Source organism: Raoultibacter massiliensis (assembly GCF_900199545.1).
Lineage (GTDB): Bacteria > Actinomycetota > Coriobacteriia > Coriobacteriales > Eggerthellaceae > Raoultibacter > Raoultibacter massiliensis.
Genome location: NZ_LT962671.1, coordinates 2,077,981 through 2,102,309 on the forward strand (window position 1 = coordinate 2,077,981; position 24,329 = coordinate 2,102,309).

Consider the following 24,329-nt stretch of genomic DNA (forward strand, 5'->3'; position numbering starts at 1 on the left):
GAGCGGAATCACACAGGCCGAACCGCTTCCTCTGGAAAAACGGCCTGAAAATGGCGGTCAAGGCAAGCTTCTGTCGCCATTTGGAGCTCACAGGAGGCATTTTCGGCGCCATTCGAGCATTACCGTTAGCGTTTCCCCTGGTCGCTATCATGGAATAAGTTACTAAGCAAGCTCGATTCCGACAGAAGCTTGCCTTGACCGCCATTTTCGATGCGATTTTCGTATAGGAAGATCATACCAACCCGCAAAATCGCTGCATCGCATCAAAGCGTCTGCCGATCGGGTTCGCGCCGCCGCACGAGTCACCACTGCCATCGCCATCGCTCGCGCCGCCGCACGAATCGCCACTGCCATCGCCATCGCCCCCGACACCATTCCCGCTATCGCCGCCGCCACAGCATAGCGATTCACATATCCCCTGATTAAAGCATCCCCCGCCGCGGGTGAGCGCAATCGCCCGCAAGTCACTCCCGCACGGGGGATATCGCGCTTTCCGGTTCCACCTTATCTTCTTCGTCGACGCATCCGCGTCGTATCGACATGAATGGAGGGAACCATGAATACTCGCATATCGAACCAACCCCCTATAGCCGGCGTCACCCGCCGCACGTTCCTCGCGGGAGCGGGCGTCGGAGCGCTCGGCATTGCGGCAGCAGGCATGTTCGGCTGCTCGCCGCAAAGCGATGCGCCGCAGCAGCAGGCTTCGGCCGCGGAGGAACCCAAACAGACCTCCGCAGGCGCAACAACCGTCGAAATGACCGAAACCGTTGAAGCCGACGTCGTCGTAATCGGAACCGGCGTATCGGGGCTGACGGCAGCCATCTCGGCGGCGGAATCGGGAGCCAAGGTCACCGTTCTCGAAAAGCTCGACGGACTCAAGAAGATCTACGCCCACAGCATCACCGCCGTCGGCACCTCGTTCCAAAAAGAGCTCGGCGAAGATTGGACGCCCGAGGAGCTCGTGGCATTCTGGAACCAATACCCTGACAGCGACTCCTTCATGGATACCGAAGCTCAGCTGTTTGCCGCCCAGCACTCCGCCGAATCCATCGAGTGGCTCATCGAACACGGCGTCGATATCGTCGGCGTGACGGTGCCTCCCACCAACCCCTTTCAGGTTCCGGCTCGCACGTTCGTAACAAGCGCCGATCGCGACGGCGTGAAGGCTTACCTCGAACCCCTGAAGGCGAAGGCCGAAGAACTCGGTGTCGAATTCCGTTTCTCAACCGAAGCGACCAAGATCGTCACCGACGACTCGGGTGCAGTAACCGGAGTCGAAACGGTTTCCGGCAACACGGGGACCCTGTTCAACCTCAAGTCGCTTATCGTCGCGGCAGGCGGCTTCGGCGGCTCCCCCGACATGCTGCGCCTGTACGCCCCTCACACGCCGAACTGCTCGACGTTCGACGGCGAATCGCAGGGCTTCGCCCTTTCGCAGGCCAAGACCGTATCGGCCGACGTCGTAGCACCCGGCGGCACCATGGCCTACTTCGTAAACGTCGACGGCGGATACGGAGACAACCCGGGCCAGGGCATGTTCGTCAACCGCGAAGGAAAGCGATGGGTCAACGAGAACCTCTACTTCCTCGACCGCGCCGGCATCGCCTACAAGCAGGGCATCACCGAATACTGGGCGCTTTACGATTCGACGCTCTACGAGCAGGTTGCTGCAGGAACCGGCGAGAAAGCGCTTGAAGCGGGATCGATCGTCAAGGCCGACACGATCGAAGAGCTTGCCAAGAAAATGAATGTCAACGTGGCGGCCCTCAAGAAAACGGTCGAAGACTACAACGGGTACTGCGAAGCGGGAGAAGACCCCGATTTCGGCAAACCCGCCGTGCGCATGGGCCGCGTATTCGACCCCGAAGACACCAAAGAATACGACCTCGATCTCGTCGAAAGGGAGTTCACGCTTCTCAACCCACTCGCAACCGCCCCCTTCTACGCCATCGATATGACCGTGCAAACAACCGCCCTCTCCGGCACAACCGGCGGAATGCGCACCAACACCGATGGCGAGGTCATCGACGTCGAGGGCAAGGTCATCCCGAACCTCTACGCCGTGGGCGAATCCGCAAACGGACACCTGATCGGCTACTTCTATCCACAATCGGGCACGTCGCTGTGCATGTGCTTCTGCTTCGGCCGATACGCTGGAGCGGCAGCCGCCGCAAACGCCGCCTCGTAGATTAACCGGCCGGCCTCACCGAACCCTCACGTGCTCCCCGGCGAAAGGCGGGGAGCACCGCTGTGCTATACTCGCGCAGTGGGAGGAGGCTTCGATGCCAAGGGAATCGGCGTATCGCGACATGCGCACAATACAGCAATCTTTTCATAGCTTCACGCAGATCGTCGCCTCGAATCCAGCCCTTTGGATAGGCTTCGCATGCGTCTGCGCCTGGCCGTGGACGTGCACGTCTGCAACGCTTGCGTACGCCAACGCGGTCACGGTCGGCTCCCCCGTTTGGATCGGATCGAACTTCACGTACCTCATCATCGGTATCGCAGGCATAGCCTTCGGCATCGGATCCAGAAGGGTCGGCGAGCGCTTCCCGAACAGCGCCGTTGCAGTCATTGCAGGCGTTTGCTATGTTGCAGCATCGGCTCTTTTCGTACAGCTTTCGAAGCTGCCCATCGACTATCTCGACCCGAGCTATGCAACCGTTTCCTTCATTTGGCCCGTTTTCGCCGGCATCGGGCAAACGCTGCTCTTCCTCGAATGGATGAAGGCGTTCGGCGGAGTCGGGCCGAGAAAGACCATCGCCTTCGTCGTGTCTGCATCGGTGCTCGGCTCGGCACTCCTGTTCGCCATGAATTTCTTTCCGCAATTCGTCAGAGAGTTCATGCCTGCCATCGTCGGCGTGGCCGCGGCGGCGTGCGCGTACCGCATGGCGCAAAGAATCCCCGCCGAAGATGCGCCGGGAACGGCAGCTCCGTCCCCCGTGGGACTTGCGATTCCAAAAGCCCCGCGTGCGCCCTGGAAACTGCTTCTCACAACCCTCGTAGCGGGCTTTTCCTTCGGCGTTTTCCAAAGCCTGTCGTTCACGGGAGCGTTCGGCACAACCGCTTGGTACGCCAACGGCGTTGTCGGGTTTCTCGTTGCATCGGTGCTGTTCGCCCTCATTACCCTGGTCCTTCGCATGAACTTCAACTACATGATCTACCGCGTCTCGTTCGTCATCATGGCGACGGGCGCATTCGTTTGCCTGTTCGGCTCCGAAGCCTCTTCATGGGGCTACGGAATCTACTGCGTGGGCTACCGGTGCTTCGACATGCTCGTCTGGTGCCTGTGCGCCTACCTCATTCGGCATCGAAGCGTTTCGCCCATCTGGCTTGGCGGTCTGAGCATCGGCACGCTGCTCGCAGGCCGGTTCCTCGGATTCGAGCTATTCACGCTCCTCCACCCGCTCGTCGGGCGCGAAGACGTCTTGCTGCTTGTCGCAAGCGTGTTGCTCGTGCTGCTTGTGACAGCGCTCTTCCTCGTAAGCCACAACAACCTGCTTGAAGCATGGGGCATGGTAAAACCTGGCGAAACCCTGAACGATCGCGAAATCGCAGAATCGTGCTGCATGCAGATTGCCGGGCAATACCGGTTGTCGGCGCGGGAACGCGAGGTGCTGCTCCAAATGGCCCAGGGAAAGAGCCGGGCCGAAATCGGCGACGAGCTCGTTTTGTCGGAGGAAACGATAAAAACCCACCTGCGCCACATCTATCAGAAATGCGGCATTCACTCGCGCAAAGAACTCGAGGACATGGTTGCGCGCAGAATTCGCGAGGTAAAAGAAGATCGCATCGATCTCATGAAAAGCGATGCGGAAGAATAGCAAACCCGATCGGCATACGAAGCCCTAAGGCGAACCAACGCCTTCAAGGCACTGTGGTATATTGATACCCGTATCGTCATTTGGCGCTTGCGAGGTGGGGAAATGTACTCGACCGTTCCTCGTAGCGTCAAACGACGCATCCCCACGGTAGACCCTGAACCATGTCGAGGGTCAAGGGGTTTCCTTCGCCAGCCTTCTTCCCGCGGGAAACCATCCCGAAAATGGCGGTCATCGTTTAACCCGTTTACCAGTCCTTTTCTCATCTCACCCCTTTTCGGGTATTTTCACCGGCAAGCCCCATACGGCCGAAAATACCCGCAATCACGCGATGGCCGCGCCCGTGCAGCCTCCTATAGTGAAACCACCGCGCATCGCAAGGCTCGATCGGACGCGCCGGGCAAGCGAAAGCCGCCCGTGCGGGCATCGCGAACGCGGGCAGCTCGAACACATCGAACAAACGGGAGGAAAATCATGGGAGAGAAAACCATCAGCCGCCGCAGCTTTCTGGCAGGACTCACCGCCACGGGAGCCCTTGCGGCAACCAGCGCGCTCGCAGGGTGCGCCCCGAGCGCTTCGGGCGAAACCGACTCGACGGGAAAGGCCGACGCCGGCACCGCCGCATCGTGGCGCGACAAACCCGAGCCCATTACCGACATCCCCGAAACGCTTGAGGCCGACATCGAAGTCGTCGGCGCCGGAAACGGAGGCCTCGTTGCCGCAACCACCGCCGCGCAGGAAGGCGCAAAGGTCATCGTGATCGAAAAGGGCGGCGATATCGCCATGGCGCGCGAAGCCATCGGTGCGCTCAATTCGAACCTCGAGCCCGATCACTACGAAGACCCCGCCAAACTCATGAACCACGCCAACATGACGCAATCCGGCGATGCGAACATGCTCATGTATAAAACCTGGGCGGAAAAATCCGGCGAGATGATCGAATGGATGAAAGAGACGCTCGAGCCCAAGGGAATGCTCTTCCCGTTTGAATGGCACTGCCCCTCGCCCGACATCGCCCCCGAGGCGTACTATCCGGCCATGTGCTACAACCCCTGCCTCGATGAATACAACCCCGACGGCCCCAACTACGGCGCTTACATGCACCTCGAGATGATGCGCGAAGTGTTTTTGGAGCTCGGCGGCGAAATCCTTTTCACCACTCCCGCCCAACAGCTCGTCCAAGACGATGCAGGTGCCGTAACCGGAGTCATCGCCACCTCGAAGGACAAGGGCAACATCCAGGTGAACGCGAGCAAAGGCGTTATCATCTGCACCGGCGGCTACGGAGCCAACGAGGAGATGCTCCAAGACCTCTGCCCCGTCGTATCGGAATACTGCGTGCTCGGCGACAGCGTAACCGAAGAGGGCGACGGCATCAGGATGGCGCTTTGGGCGGGAGCCTATCTCGAGCAAGGCGGCTCGTGCATGATCTGGAACCGCGGGCTCATGAACGACGACACCGAGTTCGGCCGTCCGTGGCAGGGCCAGATCTTCTTGCCGGGAAGCCAGCCGTTCCTTCACGTCAACGCCAACGGCGAGCGCTTCATGAACGAAGATCAGTGCTACCCCATGAGCTATTCGGGCGGACTCAACCAGCCAGGTCATTTCTCGTGGGAAATCTGGGATGCGAGCTACTGGGACGATATCGTGCAGTTCGACACCTGCGGCTGCTCGCGCTTGGCTCCCGCGCCCTCGGGAACCGCGTTCAACGCCGACGTGTACGACTGCGAGGCCATAAGCAAAGAGCATCTCGACAGCTTCTGGTTCGCACCCAACCTGGAAAGCGGCGCCATCAAGAAGGCCGATACGCTCGAGGAGCTCGCAAGCGCCATGGGCTTCGACGCCGACAAGACCGCAGCCTTCATCGCATCGGTCGAGCGCTACAACGAGCTGGTTGCAGCTGGAAAAGATGAAGATTTCGGCAAGGAGCCGTTCCGCATGAGCGCGGTCGACGAGCCTCCCTACTACGCGGCGCGCATCGCAGGCGAGCTGCTCGTCACCACCCACGGCGTGGTTACCGACACGAACAGCCAGCCGCTGCGCGAGGACGGCACCGTGATCGAGAACCTCTACGTCTGCGGCAACGACCAGGGCGGTTTTTACCCGCACAACTACCCGAGCAACTTCACTGGAATCAACGCGGGTCGCGTGGCAACCTTCGCCCGCATCGCAGCCAAACATGCGCTCGGCGTATCGTAGGCATCGAGACAAGGCGATTATCTCTGGAAGGGTTCTCATCTGAAGCAGAGCGCTCTGCACAAGTCGGACCGGAAACCGAAGTTTCCGGTCCTTTTTCTTTCAAGCTGCGCGGATTCCAGCGGGCCGGCACCAAGCCGTACCCGCCGCGCAGGGCAACACCTTAGAACGCCGCTCTCGGCAGCCTCTCAGTGAACCAAATCGATGAGTTCTTGGCGCGAATGGACCCCGAGTTTCGCATAGATGTGCTTTGCATGGGTCGCTGCCGTTTCTTTCGATATGACGAGCGCATCGCGCACATAGGGTATAGATCTTCCGCGCGCGAGCAACTCGAACACCTCGGTTTCGCGAGGCGTCAGCTCGAAGCGCAGCGCGAGTTCGCGAATTCGATCGGACAACTCGGCACCCGAACGCTCCTGACCATCCGCTTCGTCGGTTCGAACCGCCGGGATATCAACAGAGCCGCCGCGCGAGCCTTCTCGATCAAACGCAAAGCTCTTGGTGTCGTTCAGCACGAACATGGTAACCACCACAAGCACCGCGATCGACACTGCCGCCACCTGCACCGCAGAAAGGCTGCCGCTGTCGAGAGGCTCGGTTAACCCCGCATACAGCATCACGCCGAGGAAATCGCCGAGGTGGACGAATATCCAACCCAGACCGTACGATTGAACCGCCGTCGCCTTTCCCGCCACCGCATACCGCGCGAAGTACAGCTGGGTTATCACGCAGAAGGCGAAGCGCGCGGCAATGGATATCAGAAACGCCCAGTATCCGCCCAAACCCGTACCGAACAGGATCAACGCCACAAACCCCATCACGAGGACGGGGCACATCCACCGGTAGAGGAATGCAATCGAGATGCGCCGAGGGCCTACCGTCGAGGCGAACGAGACGACGGCCATGAACGCAATGCTTGCAAGCAGCACCGCCTGAAACTCAGGGGCATGCTTGTCGGGAGCCGGCCAAAATGTTCCGAGAAGGCACACGAACAGGCAAGCAACCAGTATACCGAGCCCCGCCCTGCCCATCGAGGCGAGCACGCTCACAAGGCTTTGCTTTGCAAGGTTGCGCGCATAGTCGTACGCCTTCTGCTCCGAAGCCCCGGAATGCTCTGCAGTGGCTGCGCCGCCCACGTCCTTCCAGGAAAGATAGAAGCACAGCCCCGAAAGAAGCGGCAACGACGTTACGAACGCAAGCGCGATCCAGCCGTCCATAGCCGATACGAGCAGTACGAGCAGAGCAGAGAAGATAGCCGACGCGGGAGCAAGAAATTCGCCGTCCTCCTGAGAAACGCGCGCATAGTACTCGCCCCACATCACCCACATGAACCCGCTGCCGAACCCGGTGAGCACAGCGCCGAAAACGAACAACGCAACCGTGAACGCGACATCCCCTGTAATGCCGAACAGAAGCGGCGTCGAAAGCGCCGTCGCAACAGGTGCGATAAAGAAGAGGGGGAGATGCTCGGTCGGGGAGCCGAACCGCTTTTCGCCGAGCACGATGGCGACGAGCATGACAACCGACATGAACACGGGAAACCCGGTGAAGAACAATAGCTCGAACGAACCGTACGCCCCGAGCCACATGCCCAACTTGCCCGTATACCCCTCGACCACCTCGGTATAGAACACGCAGAACACCCATGCGAGCAGAAAGGACCAGCCGAACCGCCGAAGCGGCGTGAAGCGCGCAACCATGCGCGCGATGCCCTGCTCTTTTCGGCTGTCGATGCTCACTGGATCAATCGGCTTTCTTCGCCTGCCCGTTTCGACGGGCGCCTGCACTCGATCGCTCCATTATAGCCACAATCGACCGATTTCTCGATTAATCGAAATCCCCAACCGCCCACGACTCCACTTTCAACCCCGGCACCCGTTCGAATTCGCGCACTCTCGCCCGAAAGCCCCGCGCCCCGCATGCAGAGAAAGCACGCGGGGCGGGTCTTGACGGAAAGCGCCGATGATCGGTTTCGCTCTAAGCGCTTTCGGCGATGTGCTTGCCGGTCAGATAGCCGTACGTCATTGCGATGCTGTGACTCGCACCGGCAATGGTTGCAGGATAATCCGCCAGGAACCGACCGCCCTGAACGTTTCCAACGGCGTACAGGCCGGGGATGACTTTGAGATCGGCATCGCATACTTCGGCGTCCTTCGTTGTCGAAAGACCGCTCATGGTTACAAGGCAGCGCAGGGCATCCTGCGAGGCACCGCTCAAGCCAGGTTCGCCAACCGCATAGCGAATTGCGTAGAACGGCGGGGTTTCCAAGGCGAACAGACGCTCGGGGGATTTTCCGAAATCCTCGTCCTTGCCGGCAGCGCACAGTTCGTTATAGCGTGCGATCTGCGCTTTCATTGTTTCGGCAACATCGGCTTCGACTCCGAGGTTGGCCACCAGATCCTCAACGGTATCGCCCTTGGCGCTTGTCCAATCGTCGATCGCATCGATATCCTCTTGCGAGATCTTGCTCTTCGTGCCGAGGCCCGCCTGCATCGAAGAAAGCTGCTCGGGAAACTTCGAATCGAAAATCTGGTAGATCACGTTGCCGGGTTGGCGAATCAATGCGGAACCGAAATGGTCGTTCGTCAGATCTTCGTTGATATAGCGTTCGCCGTTTCCGTTCAGCTGCAAAAACGCATCGACGCCAAGTTTGCCCAAATCGCCGTGCGCCATTGCGGCATGCGGCCCCGCTTCGATGTTTCCGCCGGCCCAATAGCCCATGCGGTGGCCGTCGCCCATATCGGCGAAATTCCCTTCGATATCCTGGTGCATATACGTAAAGGTGAACTTTTCCTTCTGGTTGTAAATCCACGGCAAGTAGTACGCGACCATCTCGTCGTTGCGCACGTAGTCTCCCGTCGCAAGCACGACGCCCTTCGAAGCCAGCACCTTGGTATAGGTCTGGTCGTTGAGGTTCTGGAAGATGACGCCAACAACCCTGTCGCCGTCTTTTACAAGCTGACGCGCCGGACAGTCGAAGTGGGCATCGACGTTCCCCGTCGCCTCGGCCTTCTCGAAGTTCGCAAGAAACACCGGCTTCTGGCCGCCCTTCTCGGGCGCCGTGAACGAGAGCGTGCCACTGAAAATGACCTCATGATCGCGCCCGTATTCGTAGGGAGGATAGGAATTCTTGTTGCTCACGTACACCTTGTCTTCGCTCGGCGTCTCATCGCCGGGGTGCACCCAGATAAGGTCGTCGTAGGCCGAGGCGTACCAGTCGAACGCCTCACCGCAGTTATCCGCCCACCTCTTGAGAATCCTGAAATCGCTGCGGTGGCTCATCTGGATCATGAGCTCGTTGACGAGGTCGGTCGTCTCGATGTCTTCGATTCCCATCGAGCGGGCGTTTTCGGTGTTGAATGCCGCGAACTGAGACGAGCGGCAATTGGGTTCGGAGCACTTTTCGATCGCAACGACCTTCACGCCCGCCTCGGCGGCAGAACGCACTGCCGATACCCCGGCAACGCCAAGGCCCACGACGGCAAGCTCGGTTTCGATGGTTTGCGCAATCTGGTCGTCGGTGATCGGATCGGGCTCCCTCAAAAACGAGGGTACGCCCGCTGCATCCCGTACGCCCGTTTGGTTCGCCGACCCGGCCTCTGCGCCGGTCGAAGCAAGCTCGCCCGCCGCACAGCCCGCAAGCCCCATGGCTCCAAGACCCAGACCGAACGCCGCCGCTCCCCCGATGAAGTTCCTTCTCGAAATCTCTTTCATGTCGATTCCTCCTTGGTTTCGCCGTACTGCGCATCGATCAACCGATGGAAGTCCGATGCGATAGGCGTACTATGCAGCGAGAACGCCTATGCGAGAAGGCGAAAGAGGGATGAGGACCCGGGATGATTTTTCTCATACTCCAGCATCTGATCAGGAACGATGAAGGATACGAGGACATGATGGCGCATTCTCGCACTCGACGAGCCGCACCGACAGTAGAATAGCGGCAGGGATGGAGGTCTATGGATACCGATCGAGCAAACACAATCAGAGTGAAACCGAACCCATCGATTCCGAGCTTTTGCTTCCTCGGTTTCTTTCTCATGGTCTCGTTCAGCACGTCGCTTTCGCTCAGCAACTACTCGATAGACGATTCGCTCGTTGCGCAAAGCCAGCTGCCATTCGGACCTCTTACGAAGATGATCTTGTTTGCAGCAGCGGCTTTCCTCTCCACAAAGCTCACCCCTTTGCATAAAAAGCACCGGCTGCTTGTTGCAGCGGCCGTCGTTTTGTCGCTCGGCGCCATCTTCACCATCGCATCCCGCTCGTCGGTCGGCGCAACGGCGCTTTGGATGAACGCTTGCGGATCGATCGTTATCAGCGTCGGCACCGTGCCTCTCTACCTTGCATGGATGGAGCTGTATGCGAACATGGATATGCGCCACGTTCTCGCCTACTACACGGCAACGCATGCGCTCTCGTCGTTTCTCTCGTTCGCGCTCACGCTCGTAAGCTCCCCCGCGTTCGTCTCGGGAGCAATCGTTGCGTTCCCGCTCGTTTCAACGGCGCTTCTGATCGTCAGTTCGCACAGGATCGAGCACGTTTCCTTCGCGCAAGGCGAGGCGGTTTCGTCGGGCTGGTCGTTTCCCCTCAAACCCGTCGTGCTGTTCGCGGGCTTCACCTTCTGCAACAACTTCCTACGGGGATTCCTATCGGGCGCGGGACGAGGATACGCCCTTTTCGGCGTGCTGATCGTTTCGGCGACCGTACTCGTTGTCATTCTGCTGCTGTTCAAGCGGTTCAGCATTCGCTCGCTGTATCTCATCTCGCTGCCGATGGCCGTGGCGGGCGCTCTCTGCTCGCTCATCGACCTGCCCAACGCCGCGCTTATCGGCTCGCTTCTGACCAACGGGGCCTACACGTTGTTCAGCATCTTCATCACCGCCGTCCTATGCAACATATCGTTTCGGTACGGCGTAAACCCGCTTTGGACGTTTGGATTCACGCAAAGCGCCCTCGCGCTCGCGCAGATCATTTCGCAATCGGTTCACGCCTCGTTCGACGTGCATTTGCAGAACGCAACGTTTTACACCCTGTGCGTCTGCCTCATCGCCACCGTGATCGTCATCCTGTTCGTCGTGTTCATGAGCGACAAAGACTTCACCAGCACGTGGGGCATGACGCTTTCAAGCAAGAAAACGCCGCTTCAAGATCAGGAGGCACTCCCCGATGCGATCGAGCAAGCGGCTTACATCGCCCGGATCAAGGGACTCACCAGACGGGAAGAGGAGATTCTCGCCATGCTGCTCGACGACAGAACCGTTGCCGGCATCGAAAACGCCCTCTACATCTCCAACTCCACCGCCAAAACCCATATCCAGCACATCTACAAGAAACTCGGCGTCCACAGCAAACAGGAGTGCATCGAAACGTGCAGGACGCTGTAATCAAGATAGGCTGGACACGGCTGCCTGCAGAAACCTGCGTCCGAAGCGCGCGGAGATCGACCCTACAGCGCCCGCTCGATCTCCGCAATCGAGTACAAGCTCCCGCATGCGCACACGAGGCCGTCGGGACCTGCGATCTCGCGGGCTTTCGCAACCGCGTCGGGGATATCTTCGGCAATGTAGGGGTTCGTACAGGCCGAGCAGCCGAGCAGGTCTTGCCCTGTCCAACGTATGGCACGGGCGAGCTTTTCCGCAGGCAGCGCACGCAAATTCGGAGGCTCGATCACAATGAAAGCGCTCCCGAGGGGCAGCAGCTCTTCGAGCATCTCGGGGTAATCTTTATCAGCAAGCACACCTATGACGAAAACCGCTTTCCGGCCGGGAAACACCCGCTTGAGCGAATCGGCGAGCGCACGGGCTCCTTGGGGATTGTGCCCCCCGTCGATCACGAACGTCGGATTCACGGCTGCGATTTCGAAGCGACCATGCCACGTCGCCTCAGCCAACCCGCATCGAAGCGCCTCATCGGATATCGCCCAACCCCTCTCGCGCAACGCCTCGATGGCTTCGATGGCGAGCGCTGCATTATAGGGCTGGTAGCTTCCGAGCAGACCGATTGACAAGTCGTCATATCCGCGATAACGAAACCGCTGGATGCCGAACGTGCCGTCTTTCGAAAGCTCGACCGAGGAAACGGAAAGCTCGCCGAAATCGGGCGTGCGCACCGAAGCGCCGTATGCCTCGGCCGCACGCTCGATCGCCTGCATGGCCTCAGGCTCTTGCGGCCACGAAACAACCGAGGCGCCGCGCTTGACGATGCCCGCCTTCTCGGAGGCTATTTCGCCGAGCGTTGCGCCGAGCACCCCTGTATGATCCAGGGCGATGCGAGCGAAAAGACACAGCTCGGGCGCCTCGATGACGTTGGTCGAATCGAGCGCGCCGCCAAGCCCCACCTCGATCACGGCGACATCGCACCCCGCCCGCTCGAACCACAGAAACGACACGGCGCAGGCAAGCTCGAACTCGGTCGGATGATCGTCCATCGCCTCGGCCGCTTCGCGCACGGCTCGAGTTACCGCACAAAGGCCCTCGGGGGGAATCGGTTCGCCGTTCACGAGGATGCTGCTAGCGTAATCCCCGATCGTGGGGCTCGTGAACAAGCCGACCTTGTTTCCGGCATGCTGCAGCACGCTCGAAACGAACGCGGCGGTCGATCCCTTTCCATTCGTGCCCGCCACATGCACGATGCGATACGTTCGCTCGGGACGGGACAATCGCTCCATAAGCTCGGCAATGCGATCGAGGCCGAGCTTGCTTACCCGCCAAGCGGGATTTTCGAGATACGCTATCGGGTCGAACATCGAATCCATCCTCATTTCACTTTAGCGCGCTGTTCGGAAAACATGATGAACGCAATTATCGGCAGCCCGACGACCGATGCCAGCAGCGAATATCCGAGCACAACCGTTCCAAACAGATAACCCGTCTGCACGATAGCGAGAAAGAACAGCAACACAGGCATGAATTGCGCGTTCAAGTTCTTCCTGAACAGATAACCGGTATCGCGCTCGACGAGAACCGCCTCATCGAGATCGCAAACGCCCAGAGAGCGCCGCATGGAGGCGGGAATGCCGACAAGCGGATCGATGTCGGCTTCGCGGGCGATCGTATTCGTTTCCATGATGCGCTCCATCGAATCGATGGGCAACGCCCGAGCCCTCGCCTTGGCTTTCCCGTGTCGCAAAATCACCTTGTCCGATTCGTCGATCCCCAGATGAACCATAGCCGAATGCGACAATCTCACAATATCCCGCTCTTCATCGTTCGCGAAAGGGCGGCAGCTTTTCAAAAGGATCGAGCTGTTCCCCACCATGAAGCCGGAAATGGCCTTGGGCACCTTCGCCCAAAGCGACGAAGGCTCTTCGAACGCCGATTCGGTTATCTGCAGCGTATCGTAACCGCATGAACGCAAATTCCGCATGATCGACTGCTGCTCGTCATAGCTGTCGGGAACCAACAGCGCATCGCGGGCATAGCGATCGAACAGGCTTTGCTTGGTCGCCTGATCGATCTCGGCGTTTTCGACCAGATCCTTGAGCACGCCATCCATAACGCAGGGCGGAGCGTGCAGATTAAGCAGCATTCGCTGGTATCTGCTCAACCGAACCGTTTGCGCGGCAAGGCTCGGATCCCGTTCGATCTTGTCGAACGGGACGTAGTAAAGCGCCCCCGTAGCCAGATGGTTCAGGCGATAGAAGCGCCTTCGCTTCGAAGCCCGCCCCTCTTCGATCTCCCTCAGTTCATGGTATAGATCGTCGGAAACCGCAATGCTGCCTTCGCGTACCTTATCGATGCGCTGGACCGCAACGCGCTTTACCAAAAGCGCATTCGAGAGCTTGCGAATCGAAACGCAAGCGCGATCGCCCGCATCGATGCCAAGCCGCTCCATAACGTGCAAAGTCGTCTGAGCTTTCGCTTCGACCAATCCGCCATCGTCTTCCCCGTCGTCGGCGAAGGAAGTCGCGACAAGGCAGCACTCGACCGAAGGGGAACCGCCCTCGCGGCCGACGAGAACCAGCTCGCGATTCAGAAACCCGTTTCGACGCGCCCAGCCTGCATCGACATCAATCCTGTTTGATGGCACGAAAGACCCTGCTTTCCCGACGATGACGATCCGGGCAATATCCGAATAGCCATCGAGGTTCGTGCAGCGCGGTTCACCGGACGGCATCTCCGCCATTGCGAGCACCTTTCTCGAGCACCGATACGATATAGGCGAGTATCTCCGCCGCAGCATTAACCCCGCAGCACGCAAGGATGCCCTCGAACTGCGCGTTCGAATTCACCTCGCAGAAAACAGGCTGCCCCTGCTCGCCGAACAGGATGTCGACGCCGGCAAAATCCAAACCGATCGTCCGGCAAACCGAAAGCGCCATGCGCTCGAACGGCTCGGGCGCATCGAAGGGTTCGGCCGATGCGCCGGCAGCGATGTTGGCACGGAAATCCCCGCCTCCCGACGATCGCAATATTCCCGCAATCACACGATCGCCGACCACTTGCAGGCGAACGTCGCGACCCCTGCTCGATTCGACGAACCCTTGCAGAATCGAAGCGCGCGCACCGAACGATCCGAGCACCGCTACGAGTTCGTCGCGCGAGGAGGCAAGGTGGACCTGCTCTCCGAACGACCCGCTGCTCTCCTTTGCAACAAGGGGCAGCCCAAGCCGCTCGATCGCCCGATCGGGAAAGGACTCGCCGTCCCACGAAGGCGGCTGAAAAGCCATCGGCACGATGATCGTATCGGGCATTTCGATTCCGCTTTCGGCAAGCGCCAGATAGGTGAGCGCTTTGCTATCGCATATTTCAATGGCATCGGCGCGGTTGAACACAGGCAATCGCTGCGCTTCGAGCAGCCGCGCCAAGCAGATGTCTTTATCCCAAAACAAAACGAAATCGGGCAGCAACGCGCGCTCGCGCGCATCCGCAAAATCAAACGGCGCCAATTCGATGTTCGTCTTCACCGAAAGCCCGATGCCCATCGCCTCGGCGGCATCCAGAAGATGGGAATACGTCGCCTTGAAGCGATCGGATCGCAAGAACCCGTTAACGACCAACCAACCTTCGATTCAGATCACCTCGCCTAGCCGAATCACCGCTTCTTCCAAGGAGCCGCATACCGCCTCGAACGCAGACGGACAAGCGTCAAAGCCGAACATGCGCACGTTCATTTCTATCTGAAAACAGCAGGCAGGCGACCTTCGCGCAACATCGGAAGAAACCCGAAAAAAGCCCGCTGCCGGAAAAACGGTATCGACGGTGACCGGCTCGATGCCGTGGGATTCGAATGCCCGTCGAACCACGGCAAGCAAGTCGTCCCTGTCGTCGATATTGCGGCCATGGCCCGTCCCGATTTCAACCATGCTCTGATGGCGTGCGGCCATCTCATGCAGATCGAGCACCACCTTGATTCCCTTTTCCTCGACAAAGCGCACGATCCGATCGCGATACGCACTCGCCTCATCGTAATTCGGATCCTCAAGCGAACTGCCGCACCGATATATGATAGGGCATCCTATGCGCTCGTTGAGGCATCGTGCAAGCCTTCCCGTATCGGGCTCGGCCTGCTTTATCGTGCCCTCGCGACCGTGCTCGACCTGATGAGGTGCCGAAAGAAGCACAAATCCAGCACCCTCCTCAACAACGTAGGAGCGATCTCCGTCCTCAATGCGATTATCGTCGAACATGCGGTTCATACCGATGCTCCTCACAAGCGCGAGCGGCCAAGGGGCCCATTATACCGCGCTCAGATACTCCGCAATGCCCTTCGCAGCGCGCTTGCCCGCACCCATCGCAAGAATCACGGTGGCAGCGCCGATCACGGCATCTCCTCCCGCAAACACGCCGGGGATCGAAGTCATGCACGTCTCGTCATCGGCAACGATGAGATGGCGCGGCGTGGTTTCCAGGCCAGGCGTCGTATCGGCGATGAGGGGATTCGATTTCGAACCAACCGCTATGACCAGCATATCGATGTCGATGACGAAATTGCTGCCCGCAATCTCCATCGGACGCCGGCGGCCGCTTGCATCGGGTTCGCCGAGCTCCATCCTCACGCATTCCAGTCCGCTGACCCAACCCTCTTCGTTGCCGAGCACACGAACGGGGTTGGTGAGCATCTGAAACGCGATGCCCTCCTGCTCCGCATGATGGATTTCTTCGGCACGGGCGGGCATCTCCTCTTTCCCGCGGCGGTAGACGATCGTCACCTCCGCGCCAAGGCGGCGAGCCGTGCGCGCTGCATCCATTGCAACGTTGCCGCCACCGACGACAACGCATTTCTTGCCCGCGTACACCGGGGTAGCGTATTCGGGAAACTTGTAGGCTTTCATAAGGTTGACGCGGGTCAGCAACTCGCTTGCGACCATGGAGCCGTTAAGCCCCTCGCCCTCGATGCCCAGATACGAAGGAAGCCCCGCACCCGTACCGACGAATACGGCATCGAAACCCATTTCGCCCATCAGCTCGTCGATGTCGTACAGCTTGCCGACAAGGGCGTTCACTTCGAACGACACGCCTAGATCGGCGATCGCCGAAACCTCTTTCGCCACAAGATCCTTCGGAAGGCGAAACTCGGGGATGCCGTAGGTGAGCACGCCGCCCACCCGATGCAATGCCTCGAACACCGTTACTTCGGCATGGCATTTCGCAAGCTCTCCCGCACAGGTAAGCGATGCGGGACCCGAGCCGACAACCGCAACGCGCTTGCCGGAAAGATCGTGCCCCGTTGCGCATTCGCTTCCGCTGCGATATTCCTCGAGGGCGGCTGCGGCTTGCTCGGGATTAGCAAAGGCCCAGTCGGCAACAAACCGCTCGAGACGGCCGATGCCCACAGGCTCTCCGTTCTTGCCACGGGTGCACACGCCCTCGCACTGGTTTTCCTGCGGGCATACACGACCGCAGATGGCGGGAAGCGTGTTGGTTTCCTTCACGACAGCATAGGCGCGGCCGAAATTGCCCTCGCCCACCTCGCGGATGAAATCGGAGATGGGAACGCCGACCGGACAGCCGCTCACGCACGGCTTGTTCGGACAATGGATGCAGCGAAGCGCTTCGTTGACGGCCTCCTCGGCCGAATAACCCTGCGAAACCTCGTCGAATGTTTGCGAGCGGATGGTCGGATCGAGCTCGGGCATAGGGGTCTTTTCCTTTTGCCTGTTCACTTGCAGTTTCTTTGCGTCTGCCATGGCTATTCCCCCTTCCCGTTCATGCAATCTCGTCCCTCGTTCGCCTCTCGGGCGGCATTCTCGAACGATCGGTACTGCACGCCGCGACGCATCGCATCGTCGTAGTCGACAAGATGGCCGTCGAAATCGGGACCGTCGACGCACGCATGCAGGTACTCGTCTCCCACCTTCACGCGACAGCCGCCGCACATGCCCGTCCCATCGATCATGAGAGGGTTCATGGAAACGAGCGTCTTGATGCCGTAAGGCTTCGTGGTTGCCGCCACGAATTTCATCATGATGACCGGACCGACCGCAAGCACAAGATCGTAATCGGCGCCCTCGTCGATGCGCTGCTGCAGCGCCTGGGTGACGAGGCCCTTGTTGCCGTTCGAACCGTCGTCGGTCATGATGATCTGCCGAGAGGAATTCTCGTTGATCTCGTCTTCGAGGATTATGAGATCTTCAGTGCGAAAACCCGTGATCACATCAACCTCGACGCCGTGTTCATGCAGCCATTTCGCCTGGGGAAACGCGATGGCGGTTCCCAAGCCGCCACCGATCACGCAGGCGCGCTTAGCACCTTCGAGCTCAGTGGGATTGCCGAGCGGCCCCGCGAAATCCAAAAGGGAATCTCCCGCCTTCATCTTCGCGAGTTTCGCAGTGGTGGCGCCCACTGCCTGAAAGATTATCGTCACCGTGCCGGCCTGCGCATCGCAATCGTTCATGGTGAGCGGAATGCGCTCGCCCTCTTCGTCGATGCGGAGCATGATGAACTGGCCGGGCCTGATCTTCTTCGCAATGGCGGGCGCCTCGATGACCATGCGGGTCACTTCGTCATTGAGCGCCTCAACTTCAATAATGGGATACACGGCGATCTCATCCTTCTCGTCTCAGATGCAAAAACAGCACCGATGCGTACGGAGCACGGTGCCGCTTCACTCATTAGTATCGACGGGTAATTATAGCAATTCCCTTATGCGGGATATGTTTCCAAACGGTTAAAGGAGCCGAAACACCGCGTTACAGGATGCGAACGGAAGGGAAAGCACCCGATACGGCTTCACGAGAACCCGGACAAGCGCATCTGTGCCAAAGCGCAGCCAGCCCGCATCGAAGGCCCGCGACCCGAATCCGCAAAAAGAGCGAGCGCGAGCGGCATCGAAGCCGTTCGCGCTCGCTGGGTTCGACAATCGGCCGCCAGACGCCTTAAGCCTGCCGCTGTTTTTTGATGTTGAAAGCCAGAACCGCACACAGGATGACAACCAACAGGCCGATGAGCTGCGACAAGGGGAACGAACCCTGCATAACGGCCATCACGGAGCCAACCACTGCAAGAACGACCCCGACGACGGATAGGACGAAAAACGGTCCGATCTTGGCGGAGTTCTTTGCCCCACGATGACCGAGGAAGCCGATGATCAGGTAGAAAACTCCTGAAATAACGAAACCCGCACCCATGGCAACCGAAAGCGCGGCGGCATCGACAGCCGATCCGTTCACGTCGATAGCCTGGCCGGCTACGCCGGGGATCGATGCCCCGAAGCAGAGAAACGCTCCGAGCAGAACCACGATGATCGCATAGATGATCATGATGATGGATACGACCTTCAACGCCTTTTGAGAACCTGACATCATTTTTTCCTTTCGATCCAATGAAAAGGCCGGCCGACGGCGAGCGCGAATACCCGAAAAGCCGCCCACCGCCGCAAGGGCGATTTACGCGAGCGGAGCATGGGCTCATGTCGACAAGACCTTCCACAGAGTATCATCGCACGCCGATCATGCACGCGATCCGTTTCGTGCTCCAACTTCTCGTTGCGTCTGTTGACATGGTATTTCGCCAATTCTTATCATGGAAATCATATTTTGTAGGCATATGTAACCAACATCCGCACAACGGCAGACGCGCAGGGATCGTTTTGAACATCAACCAGGTAAGATACTTTATTTCTGCGGTCGAACGCGGCAGTTTTTCCGCAGCCGCCGCAGATCATTACATCACGGCCCAAGGCATGTCGAAATCCATCGCCGATCTCGAGCACGAAATCGGGCTGCAGCTGCTCGTCCGGAAAAACCGAGGCGTCGAGCCCACCGAGTTCGGCGCCAAGTTCTACGAACAGGCAAAACTTGCCGAGCGCTGCTTCGACAATCTGGAGGGGTTCGCCCGCGACTACGTGCTGCCGGCCGACGGAGCGCCCTCCCTCGTTTTGCTGATCTGCGCCCCCAGCTTCATCGGCATGGGCAAAGTGAGCACGAGCGTAGCGGCGTTCATTCGCAAGAACCTGGGCATCAACGCGTCCATTTCGTTCGGACCGCCTGATTACTGCTTGACGGCCCTATCGGACGGAGCGGCCGATCTCGTAATCACCATCGGCAAAGCATCTATCGAAAACATCGACTGCGACCCCATCGGAACCATCCCCTGCGGGGCTCAGGTATCTTTGGACAATCCGCTTTCGCGGAAGAAGAGCATCCGGCTCGCCGATCTCGAAGGAGCGCATGTCGCCTTCTGGCCCGGCAACGAGTTCTTCAACGAATCCATAAAGAAACGCCTTGCTGAGAAAGGGGCCATGATCGACCCCATCCCCCTTGAAGCCGACCTCGAAGACATGACAAATCTGCTCGAACGCGGAGGAGCGCTGTTTCTCCCTTACATCAGCGCCATCGAAGACGAGGTTGCACACTCGATCGCCGTTCCCTTCGATCCGAACGAAGGCATAACCGCACCGCTGTGCCTTCTTGGCAATCCGAAAAACCAATCGTCGAAAGTGCAGGCACTCAAGCGCTTCTTCATGGCTGCGCAGCGGTTCATCTCGGAGTCGAAGGCCTCCGAGATCCTCTCCCAGTAGCGCCGATGCCCGCACGCCTTGAAGCTTCCCTCGCGTTTCCGTCGCTCCCCGCAAGTAAGTAAGTTCTTATTTAACTGGTATAATCGCCATGCCTCAACTTCTCGTTGCACTTTGTTGACACCCGCATAAGGGTACCCATAATGAACGATGCTGCCTTTTGCGAAAAGCTTCTTCAGAGGCAAACATGCACCCGTCTCCAGAGGAATCGCTGTGAACATTAACCAGATCAAATACTTCGTATCGGTTGTCGAATGCGGCAGCTTCTCCTCAGCCGCCGCCGAACAGTTCATCACGGCCCAGGGCATGTCGAAATCGATCGCCGATCTGGAAAGCGAAATCGGCGCGCAGCTGCTCGTGAGGAAGAACCGCGGCGTCGTTCCAACGGATTTCGGATACGAGTTCTACGAGCGTGCGCAACTGGTCATGGGCTGCTACGAAGACCTTGAATCGTTTGCGCGCAACCACAGGAACAAAACGGCAGGCACATCGGTTTTCAGCGTCTACATATGCATTCCCGCCTTCGGCTCCAAAGAAAAGGTCAGCGTCAACGTTGCCAAGTTCATCAGCACCAACCTCGGAATCGAAACCGAGATCCACTTTGGCTCCAAAAGCGAATGCCTTGCGGCCCTCGACAGCGGCGATGCAGACGCGGTCATCACCATCGGCAAAGCCGACGTTGCCGGCTACGATTGCATACCCGTCGGGAAGCTTCCCTGCGGGGTCCAGATATCCAAGCGCAACCCCCTCTCGCAGCAGCCCTACATACGCCTTGCCGAGCTCGAGGGAACCAGCGTTGCCCTGTGGCCTCATTACGATTTCTTCAACGACCATGTCAAGCAGATGCTTGCCGCCAAGGGAGCGCCGATCGATCCTCGGGAAACCGATCGCTCCATTCGCAGCCTCATCAAAATGTACGCAACGGGCGGCGCCGTCATTGTCCCGCGCATCGCGGCGCTCGACGTCGACATCATGCAAACCAAACCCGTGTCGTTTCATCCCGACGAGGGGCTCTCCGTTCCCATGTGCATCATAGGCCCCTTGGGAAGAAAGTCTCCCGCATTCCCCGCTTTCTGCAATCTGGCGGCAGCGCACAACAACAGCACGTCGACCGCCGCGACCGAACAGACGATAGCTCAGGTCATTCCCCCTGATTCGGATACCCGCCAGAGCAAAGCCGCACGCTGAGGCCGCTTGCCGAGCGCGTCTGCGAGCAACGAAGGAAGGGCGCCCCGTTGAGGAGCGCCCTTCCTTGCAGATACCGGCGATGCGACGCAATCGGCTACAGCATCGACGACAACGGCAGCGCCAGATTGCCCACCACGACGAGAACGACGAACAGAGCAAGCATGACGCGTCCGTAGAACTGGGCGAACGCTTCGCTTCCATGCTCTTTGCGAATCGCGTTGATGCTGATGACAACCGATGTTCCCGCAATGATGATTCCCACGCCGAACAGGTTTCCGTACTCGAGCAAGCCCATCTGCAACGCATCGGGAACCAGGTTCGCGCCCACCATGATGTTCGAGACCGAGCCGAAGAACGCCGCACCGATCATGCCGAGCGGATCGACCCGCCTGAACGTGCATATATAGAGGCAGAGCAGTATCCACGCCGTCGTGCCGTAAAGGGCGATGAAGCACTTGATGAAAAGGCCGATGCCTTCGCGGTTGATTTCAAGCTGCGCCATAACCTCGGTCTTGTAGACCGAACTGTTGTCACCGTATTCATCGAAGGCGGGATTGAGCAACGGGTCATCGTAAGCGATGACCGCCTGCGCCACATCGAAGCGCGTCAGCTGATACCCCGTTATTCCGAGATTCGGGTTCGTATAGCTCTCGTCGGCGGCGGCAACGAGCACGATGCTGTTCACGTTTTCGGAAGGCTCCAAGTAAATGCGCAACTGGTGCGATTCAAGCGGGAAACGAGGCGTCCAGAACTGCTTGTTGATCACCACATCGTAGCGAATAAGCTGATAGTTCGTACTTCCCTCGTGATATTCATCCAAAAGGGTAAGCCCGTTTGTCTTTCCCTTGTAGAAATGAACGGTCTCATTGGTGGCGAAATCGAGTTCGGGATCGCCTTCCCAGCGGTATCCCACCTGCAAGACAACCTCGAACTGCGAGTTCTTTATGTCAACCGCACGCACCTGCTCAAGGTAAACGGCGGTCTCCACGTGCGTCGCATCGCCCGAAAACTCTTCGACCTTTTCCTGCAGCTCTGGTGAAACCTCCTGCAGATACTGATTCCAGTATGCATCTTCCGCAACCTTGTCCTGGTACAGCTGGCAACAGGTCGCGATAAGGAAAATGCCGAATATCAAAACGACCGCCGCAATGCTACCGAAAAGCCGCCGCCTCTGCCACGGTTCCATATCATGCAACCGGTACTTCTTCTCCGGCTGCTTCTTTTCGTTCGCTTCCACCTTGCGCCCCTCTGCCATACGTTCGATTCCTCCCATTTTTGCAGCAGGCCAAACATCGATCGCTTCAACCCGCATTTATATCCGAGTCGTGTATTCTAGCGTCGTCCCCTGGGCGTGTCTCTCGTTCGGTCTCCGTTTCAACGAGAAGTTGGACGCCGCACCCGTTCAACGAATCGATGACCGAACGGCGCAACGCACTTCACATCGTTCGGCCTTTCGTATAATCAATGGAATTGCAGGCCGTACAGCAACGAACCGCGTCGTCGAACGCAAGCGCCCGCAGAAGCCCGAAGGAGAACCCGCCATGCCAGCACTCTATCGGATCACCGATCGCCTCGAAGCCATCGATCCCCAGCAAAAGACCAACCCCTCGGAGCTCATTGTTGAAGTGCTGCGAACCGAAGAGCTCGGCTCCATCGGCATCGGCGACGCGGATGCGCTCGAATCGCTTCGCAGCCTTGCTGCGTCTCAAAGCTCCTACGTCGATGTGTTCCCCGACTGCATGATCGGCTCTCTTTCCATACCGAACAAAGCGCAGCTGCTCGAAGACCCTTCGTGCTTCGGCTTCTATCTCGATGCAACGCGCCTTATCTTCGTCGACGACGGAGATCTTTGCGAATCGATTCTCAACGAGATAGCGAAAGCCCGCAGAGCGCAGAATCCGACGATCGCCCGCGTGCTCTACGAGTTTTTGAAGTTCGCCGTGAAGGACGACACCCTGTTTTTAGCCGACGTCGAAGAAAGGCTCGGCGATACCGAAGAGAGCATCCTCAACCGAAAACGGCACGTGACGAACCACCACATGCTGCAAATCAGAAGGAAGATACTGCGCCTCGATAGCTACTACCAACAGCTTTCGGATATGAGCAGCATCATGAGCGACGACGAGCATCACCTGCTCACCAAGGAGGAGCGGCGGCTGTTCCACCTGTTCTCCCAGCAGACCGACCGGCTTATGCAGCGCGCCCAATCGCTCAAAGACTACAGCCTTCAGCTGCGCGAGCTTTTTCAGATGCAAATAGACACCCAACAAAACGAAATCATGCGATGGTTCACGGTCATCACGACCATCTTCGTGCCGCTCACTCTTATCACCAGCTGGTACGGCATGAACTTCCAAAACATGCCCGAGCTCGCCTCGCCGTTCGCCTACCCCGCCATCATCGCCATCTGCGTCGTGCTCGTAATTGTCGAGCTGCGCTTTTTCAGAAAGAAGAAATGGCTCTGAGCCCCATGCCGCTCACGCCCGAGGACAAGGCCCGCACCTAGGCCTCCTCGCCGCCAAACGCCAGCTGCTCGGCTTCGGGCTCGCGCTTAGCCGGCTCGATCGATTTCGGATCGGGCGTTTCGGCCAGCAGTGCGCCGAGCGTGCGGAAATCCGTTTCCATGACATCGCGCTTGCTTCGATCGTAAATCGCCGCCGCCGGATGGAAGATCGGAAACACCTTGAACTTCCCCGCCCGCTGAAGCTTGCCGTGCAGCCGCGTGATGCCCACATCGGTCTTGAGAATGAACTTGGTTGAGAAATTGCCGAGCGTCACGATGAATTCCGGATCGATCGTGCGCGTTTGCTCGCGCAGGTACGGCGTGCACAGCTGGATCTCCTCGGGCTGCGGATCGCGATTTCCCGGCGGGCGGCACTTGAGCACGTTTGCGATGTAGATATCCTCGCGCTTGAGGCCCGCAAAAGCAAGGAGCTCGTTGAGGTACTGGCCCGCCGCGCCCACGAACGGCTCGCCCTGGAGATCTTCGTTTTTCCCTGGAGCCTCACCGACGATCATAACGCGAGCCTGCGGATTCCCCACCCCGAATACGATTTGCGTGCGGCCCTCGCATAACGCACATTTCCTGCACGCTTCAACTTCGGCCCTAATCTGATCCAAAGGAATATGCGGTTTCTTCATAGCTGTCCGTTCCATCGTCGTTTTACCCTC

18 protein-coding genes are annotated in these 24,329 nt (G+C 58.8%); 7 read left to right on the top strand and 11 right to left on the bottom strand.

All coding sequences use genetic code 11. From position 1 onward, the window contains the following. The first annotated feature begins 556 nt into the window (after positions 1-556). The 3 genes from C1719_RS13155 to C1719_RS13165 all read left to right on the top strand — a co-directional run bounded on the left by C1719_RS13155 (position 557) and on the right by C1719_RS13165 (position 6,020). Complete coding sequence (locus C1719_RS13155) at positions 557-2,188, top strand: FAD-dependent oxidoreductase (RefSeq protein ID WP_180963609.1); 1,632 nt, start codon at positions 557-559, stop codon at positions 2,186-2,188. 94 nt (positions 2,189-2,282) lie between these two features. Next, positions 2,283-3,824 carry a helix-turn-helix transcriptional regulator gene (locus tag C1719_RS13160; protein ID WP_102375526.1) on the top strand — a complete coding sequence of 514 codons (1,542 nt, stop codon included), beginning with the start codon at positions 2,283-2,285 and terminating at the stop codon, positions 3,822-3,824. Between the two features lie 471 nt (positions 3,825-4,295). Then, a complete protein-coding gene (locus C1719_RS13165; RefSeq protein ID WP_102375527.1) occupies positions 4,296-6,020 on the top strand; it encodes an FAD-binding protein in 1,725 nt (574 codons plus the stop codon). 185 nt (positions 6,021-6,205) lie between these two features. Here the strand turns inward: C1719_RS13165 and C1719_RS13170 are convergent, their stop codons facing one another. Further along, on the bottom strand, positions 6,206-7,756 hold the full coding sequence (locus C1719_RS13170) for a helix-turn-helix transcriptional regulator (RefSeq protein ID WP_245874525.1): 1,551 nt from the start codon (positions 7,754-7,756) through the stop codon (positions 6,206-6,208). Between the two features lie 238 nt (positions 7,757-7,994). Then, positions 7,995-9,731 (bottom strand): FAD-dependent oxidoreductase, encoded by a 1,737-nt coding sequence (locus tag C1719_RS13175; RefSeq protein WP_102375528.1) that lies wholly within the window; start codon positions 9,729-9,731, stop codon positions 7,995-7,997. Between the two features lie 242 nt (positions 9,732-9,973). Here C1719_RS13175 and C1719_RS13180 point away from each other — a divergent pair, with 242 nt between their 5' ends. Then, positions 9,974-11,398, top strand: coding sequence for a response regulator transcription factor (locus C1719_RS13180; protein WP_102375529.1), 1,425 nt, complete (start codon positions 9,974-9,976; stop codon positions 11,396-11,398). Positions 11,399-11,460: 62 nt separating this feature from the next. On the opposite strand, the gene C1719_RS13185 is transcribed toward C1719_RS13180, so the two are convergent. The 7 genes from C1719_RS13185 to C1719_RS13220 all read right to left on the bottom strand — a co-directional run bounded on the left by C1719_RS13185 (position 11,461) and on the right by C1719_RS13220 (position 18,756). Further along, complete coding sequence (locus C1719_RS13185) at positions 11,461-12,759, bottom strand: bifunctional folylpolyglutamate synthase/dihydrofolate synthase (RefSeq protein ID WP_102376084.1); 1,299 nt, start codon at positions 12,757-12,759, stop codon at positions 11,461-11,463. An 11-nt stretch (positions 12,760-12,770) separates the two neighbouring features. Then, the gene (locus C1719_RS13190; protein WP_102375530.1) at positions 12,771-14,138 is read right to left on the bottom strand and encodes a hypothetical protein; all 1,368 of its coding nucleotides are present in this window, start codon (positions 14,136-14,138) and stop codon (positions 12,771-12,773) included. Further along, positions 14,116-15,012, bottom strand: a complete 897-nt coding sequence (locus tag C1719_RS13195; RefSeq protein WP_102375531.1) for an ATP-grasp domain-containing protein — start codon at positions 15,010-15,012, stop codon at positions 14,116-14,118. The genes C1719_RS13190 and C1719_RS13195 overlap by 23 nt, the downstream gene beginning before the upstream one ends. Positions 15,013-15,024: 12 nt before the next feature. Then, positions 15,025-15,651, bottom strand: a complete 627-nt coding sequence (locus C1719_RS13200) for a hypothetical protein (protein ID WP_102375532.1) — start codon at positions 15,649-15,651, stop codon at positions 15,025-15,027. 39 nt (positions 15,652-15,690) lie between these two features. Next, entirely contained in the window at positions 15,691-17,142 is a 1,452-nt protein-coding gene (gene gltA / locus C1719_RS13205) for an NADPH-dependent glutamate synthase (protein WP_102375533.1), read from the bottom strand. 2 nt (positions 17,143-17,144) lie between these two features. Then, positions 17,145-17,993 (bottom strand): sulfide/dihydroorotate dehydrogenase-like FAD/NAD-binding protein, encoded by an 849-nt coding sequence (locus C1719_RS13210; RefSeq protein ID WP_102375534.1) that lies wholly within the window; start codon positions 17,991-17,993, stop codon positions 17,145-17,147. A gap of 337 nt (positions 17,994-18,330) precedes the next feature. Next, positions 18,331-18,756: a hypothetical protein gene (locus tag C1719_RS13220; protein WP_102375536.1), complete on the bottom strand. Its 426-nt coding sequence runs from the start codon at positions 18,754-18,756 to the stop codon at positions 18,331-18,333. A gap of 287 nt (positions 18,757-19,043) precedes the next feature. Between C1719_RS13220 and C1719_RS13225 the strand changes: the two genes are divergently transcribed. Together C1719_RS13225 and C1719_RS13230 are read left to right on the top strand one after the other, a co-directional pair. Continuing rightward, positions 19,044-19,973 (top strand): LysR family transcriptional regulator, encoded by a 930-nt coding sequence (locus C1719_RS13225; RefSeq protein ID WP_180963610.1) that lies wholly within the window; start codon positions 19,044-19,046, stop codon positions 19,971-19,973. 210 nt (positions 19,974-20,183) lie between these two features. Beyond that, positions 20,184-21,158 (top strand): LysR family transcriptional regulator, encoded by a 975-nt coding sequence (locus tag C1719_RS13230; protein ID WP_180963611.1) that lies wholly within the window; start codon positions 20,184-20,186, stop codon positions 21,156-21,158. A 94-nt stretch (positions 21,159-21,252) separates the two neighbouring features. Here C1719_RS13230 and C1719_RS13235 read toward each other — a convergent pair whose 3' ends face one another. Then, positions 21,253-22,413, bottom strand: a complete 1,161-nt coding sequence (locus C1719_RS13235; RefSeq protein ID WP_180963612.1) for a hypothetical protein — start codon at positions 22,411-22,413, stop codon at positions 21,253-21,255. A 286-nt stretch (positions 22,414-22,699) separates the two neighbouring features. Between C1719_RS13235 and C1719_RS13240 the strand changes: the two genes are divergently transcribed. Next, a complete protein-coding gene (locus C1719_RS13240; protein ID WP_180963613.1) occupies positions 22,700-23,623 on the top strand; it encodes a magnesium transporter CorA family protein in 924 nt (307 codons plus the stop codon). Between the two features lie 37 nt (positions 23,624-23,660). Here C1719_RS13240 and C1719_RS13245 read toward each other — a convergent pair whose 3' ends face one another. Continuing rightward, positions 23,661-24,299 carry a uracil-DNA glycosylase gene (locus C1719_RS13245; RefSeq protein WP_102376085.1) on the bottom strand — a complete coding sequence of 213 codons (639 nt, stop codon included), beginning with the start codon at positions 24,297-24,299 and terminating at the stop codon, positions 23,661-23,663. Positions 24,300-24,329: the final 30 nt, after the last annotated feature.

Excerpts from the sequence above, each read along its gene's own strand:
- C1719_RS13245 (WP_102376085.1), bottom strand. The coding sequence starts at position 24,299 with ATGAAGAAACCGCATATTCCTTTGGATCAGATTAGGGCCGAAGTTGAA.
- C1719_RS13165 (WP_102375527.1), top strand. The coding sequence starts at position 4,296 with ATGGGAGAGAAAACCATCAGCCGCCGCAGCTTTCTGGCAGGACTCACC.
- gltA (WP_102375533.1), bottom strand. The coding sequence starts at position 17,142 with ATGGCAGACGCAAAGAAACTGCAAGTGAACAGGCAAAAGGAAAAGACC.
- C1719_RS13185 (WP_102376084.1), bottom strand. The coding sequence starts at position 12,759 with ATGTTCGACCCGATAGCGTATCTCGAAAATCCCGCTTGGCGGGTAAGC.
- C1719_RS13160 (WP_102375526.1), top strand. The coding sequence starts at position 2,283 with ATGCCAAGGGAATCGGCGTATCGCGACATGCGCACAATACAGCAATCT.
- C1719_RS13155 (WP_180963609.1), top strand. The coding sequence starts at position 557 with ATGAATACTCGCATATCGAACCAACCCCCTATAGCCGGCGTCACCCGC.
- C1719_RS13240 (WP_180963613.1), top strand. The coding sequence starts at position 22,700 with ATGCCAGCACTCTATCGGATCACCGATCGCCTCGAAGCCATCGATCCC.
- C1719_RS13175 (WP_102375528.1), bottom strand. The coding sequence starts at position 9,731 with ATGAAAGAGATTTCGAGAAGGAACTTCATCGGGGGAGCGGCGGCGTTC.
- C1719_RS13190 (WP_102375530.1), bottom strand. The coding sequence starts at position 14,138 with ATGGCGGAGATGCCGTCCGGTGAACCGCGCTGCACGAACCTCGATGGC.
- C1719_RS13200 (WP_102375532.1), bottom strand. The coding sequence starts at position 15,651 with ATGAACCGCATGTTCGACGATAATCGCATTGAGGACGGAGATCGCTCC.
- C1719_RS13235 (WP_180963612.1), bottom strand. The coding sequence starts at position 22,413 with ATGGCAGAGGGGCGCAAGGTGGAAGCGAACGAAAAGAAGCAGCCGGAG.
- C1719_RS13180 (WP_102375529.1), top strand. The coding sequence starts at position 9,974 with ATGGATACCGATCGAGCAAACACAATCAGAGTGAAACCGAACCCATCG.
- C1719_RS13220 (WP_102375536.1), bottom strand. The coding sequence starts at position 18,756 with ATGTCAGGTTCTCAAAAGGCGTTGAAGGTCGTATCCATCATCATGATC.